This window comes from Paenibacillus puerhi (assembly GCF_009846885.1).
GTDB classification, from domain to species: domain Bacteria; phylum Bacillota; class Bacilli; order Paenibacillales; family NBRC-103111; genus Paenibacillus_G; species Paenibacillus_G puerhi.
Map to the genome: position 1 here is coordinate 1 of NZ_WUWM01000075.1, position 3,118 is coordinate 3,118.

The 3,118-nt window shown below is 42.6% G+C and carries 1 protein-coding gene and 1 pseudogene; both read right to left on the reverse strand.

Going from position 1 to position 3,118, the window contains the following annotated elements; translation table 11 throughout:
- Nucleotides 1-1,044 precede the first annotated feature (1,044 nt).
- Nucleotides 1,045-2,191 (reverse strand): annotated as a pseudogene (locus GSF01_RS28960) (IS3 family transposase).
- A gap of 424 nt (nucleotides 2,192-2,615) precedes the next feature.
- Nucleotides 2,616-3,005: a hypothetical protein gene (locus GSF01_RS28965; RefSeq protein WP_159888737.1), complete on the reverse strand. Its 390-nt coding sequence runs from the start codon at nucleotides 3,003-3,005 to the stop codon at nucleotides 2,616-2,618.
- Nucleotides 3,006-3,118 lie beyond the last annotated feature (113 nt).

Here is a 3,118-nt window from a genome sequence, read left to right on the forward strand (position 1 = left end):
CCATATAATTACCAAATGGACAAAGGCTACCTTTCGATAGGTCATCGACCTTTTGGTCCATGAACGGAATATCCTATTCAGAATAATGTGACAATTAGCTCAACTAACTTTTATGCAACGCTAGTGATATCAGACATAAAAATATAAAATAATAGAATGAATTTCCAGTAAATAATTAACATTAATTGATATATTTGAATTACATATCCTATAATAAAGATTTTCTTAGGTAAATAGTCTTGGTTATATTGATCTAGTAATATGAGGATATATAGGAGCAGATGAAGGAGGATTGACTTTGTTTACACTTAATCAACGGCTTATCACACCCGCTGACTTCTATAATGCCATGTTCCTCGGGATCCCAGTCTCTTTACATCAAAACGGCGAACAACTTGGATTCTGGTGGAGTTATAGAAAGGCACAGTGAGAATGCCGTTTATATTAACGGAGGATATTTCTTGAAGGGGCAAAGCGAGCTAAGGGTTAATGTATCGAATTTAAACAATGAGACTCAGAGTTCTCTTACTTGTTCGGAAAAAAGAACAGGCGGATGAGGAAGCAGCCTCATCCTCGACTAAATAACCGACAATCGCCGCCTTGAAGCAGCTCATGCTTCACATTAGCTTCAATCCCGTATACTCCCGTCCTTTCTCTTCCCGGTCACGTTCGCTGTATTTCCTCTTTCTGCTTTCAGATGATGATGGCCGTCATTGATGAAGCTCTGCCCTTGTATAGACCCCACCTCCCCAGAACGTTTTCCCTTTCCTTTGCGTCTTCGAGCTTGCAACGGCCCTCTTGCTCCTAAATTGCCTGCAACAGGATCATGGTTAAATCGTGCGTCAAATAGCCCACACCTTGTCACAGGATGTGGGCTTAGCTCTACTTAGCAGAAAACGATGGTCCAAATAAACCTAAACGAAGAAGGAAACGCAAAACAGAGGTTGAACAGCATGAGGTGGTTCAGAGTAAAAAGGATTCAGATTCCGGTTGCAGAAGATGGTGGACTACTGTCAATAGATTGGACATAATGAATCGAGAGAATCACGCAGCTGAACGGTACATACGTTCGTATTGATTGGGTGTGAAATACCCGATGGAAGAATGGATTCTTTTCCCATTATAGAAGCAAGCAATATACTCGAAAATCCGTTTCTTAGCTTCCTTTCGAGTTTTAAACTTTTCTAGATATACGAGTTCTTTCTTCAAGACGCTGTGGAATGATTCGATACACGCGTTATCGTAACAATTCCCTTTACGGCTCATGCTTCCTTTCATCCTATACGCTTTAAGCCGCTCCTGGTACTCCAAAGAAGCATACTGACTACCTCGATCAGAGTGATGGAGAACTTCACCACGCGGCTTCTGAAGTCGATAGGCTAGATCAAGCGCCTTTATGACAAGTGACTTGGTCATTCGTTCATCCATATGAAAACCTACGATTTTACGGCTGTATAAGTCCATGACGCTTGCTAGATAAAGCCAGCCCTCATCCGTCGGGATGTAGGTGATGTCAGTCATCCAGACCTGATTGGGCACATTTACTTGAAACTGTTGATTCAGTACATTCGCGGCTACCGGTAAGTTATGCTTGGAATTGGTTGTAGCTTTATACTTCTTGATGGTACGGGATTTGAGGCCCAGCTCCTTCATGATGCGGACAACGGTTTTCTCGGATACCTTAACGCCTTGTTTTTTCAAAGCTTCCAGACTTTCCTGCTTCCATAAAGACGCCTATTATCGAAAAAGATGCGGCGAATCTGCTTTTTAAGCCGCTCGTGGCGTTTGCTTCGTCTGCTTTCTTTTCGCTGAATCCAGCTATAATAACCGCTTCGGGAGATTTCAAAAACAGAGCACATCTTCGCGACACGGAGCTTGAAGCGGTGATCATGAATGAATGGATAGATCAGCGCCGGTCTTTTGCGAAGTAGTGCATTGCCTTTTTTAAGATTTCGTTCTCCTCTTCCAGATCACGAATCCGCTTTTGAAGATCTCGCATAGTTTTGTCTTCCTGCTTCAGTTGGCCACTACCGGGAAACGCCTGGTTGCCATCTTGTTTAAACTCCGCAATCTAGCGGTAAATCGTATTCTCATACAAGCCCATTTCACGAGCTACCTGCGCTACCGACTTTCCTTCTTCTTGAATGAGTCGAACGGTTTGAAGTTTGAATTCTTTGTCGTATTTTTTCATCATGCCGGACACCTCGATTAGGAATGCTTTTATTTTCGCACTCTCGGTTCTCCGTGTCCAATATTGAGTCTAGCACCAGGCTATGTACTTCCCCCTCTCTATCGAGACAGGGTATTGTTCAGTTGCGATGAATTTTGAAAAAAACCGCAGAAAACAAAGCTAACAAAAAACAGGTTAATCATGGTGGTATCTGACCATAATCAACCTGTTCAATGTAACGCAGTAGCGTCAATTAGGGTATAAAAGTAAAGCGTTGCTGTACGTACAACCGCATTGAAGAAATCTTTATACGGGTATTACATGGGTTAGATGTGTTATTGATTGTATGTTAAGTTCATTCGGCACTGGGTAGCCCCCACCAAAAAGAAAACCTTGAAAGGCACGAAGCCAATCAAGGTTTGAGTTTTAATCTATATGTTGACGCTTAAGTCAGGGTTACTTTAACGGATAGATCATTGAGATCAAAGTCGCCAATCCCATTGCTACAATGGAGGATAAATGTCTTATCATTTATTTGTTCAACGTGCATTCCTGCATTCCCAATCCAAGCATCTATTCTATCTTCTCCTGTGTAGTTCCACACATTCCAAACATTAATTTGCCCGTTTGCCTTTTTCGGCAAACATTTTACGACCACGGTTTTAGGAGCGGTATCCACCCAAAGAACGGGAGCAGTTAAAAGTTCCCCATTAATTTCAACCTGGCCTTTACGCTTATCGACTAAAAACTCAATGCCTTGTCTGTATTCTGTTTCACCATTCATGAACTCAACTGAAAGGACTTGCCCCTTAGACACTTCAATCGTAAGCGTCAAACAGCCCACACCTTGGCAAGAGGATGTGGGCTTGTCTATGATGAGATTATGATTTAAATACGCGTACGGTCAGCGGCAGCGACGGTGACCAAGGCAGCAAGCGGTCCAGGGCT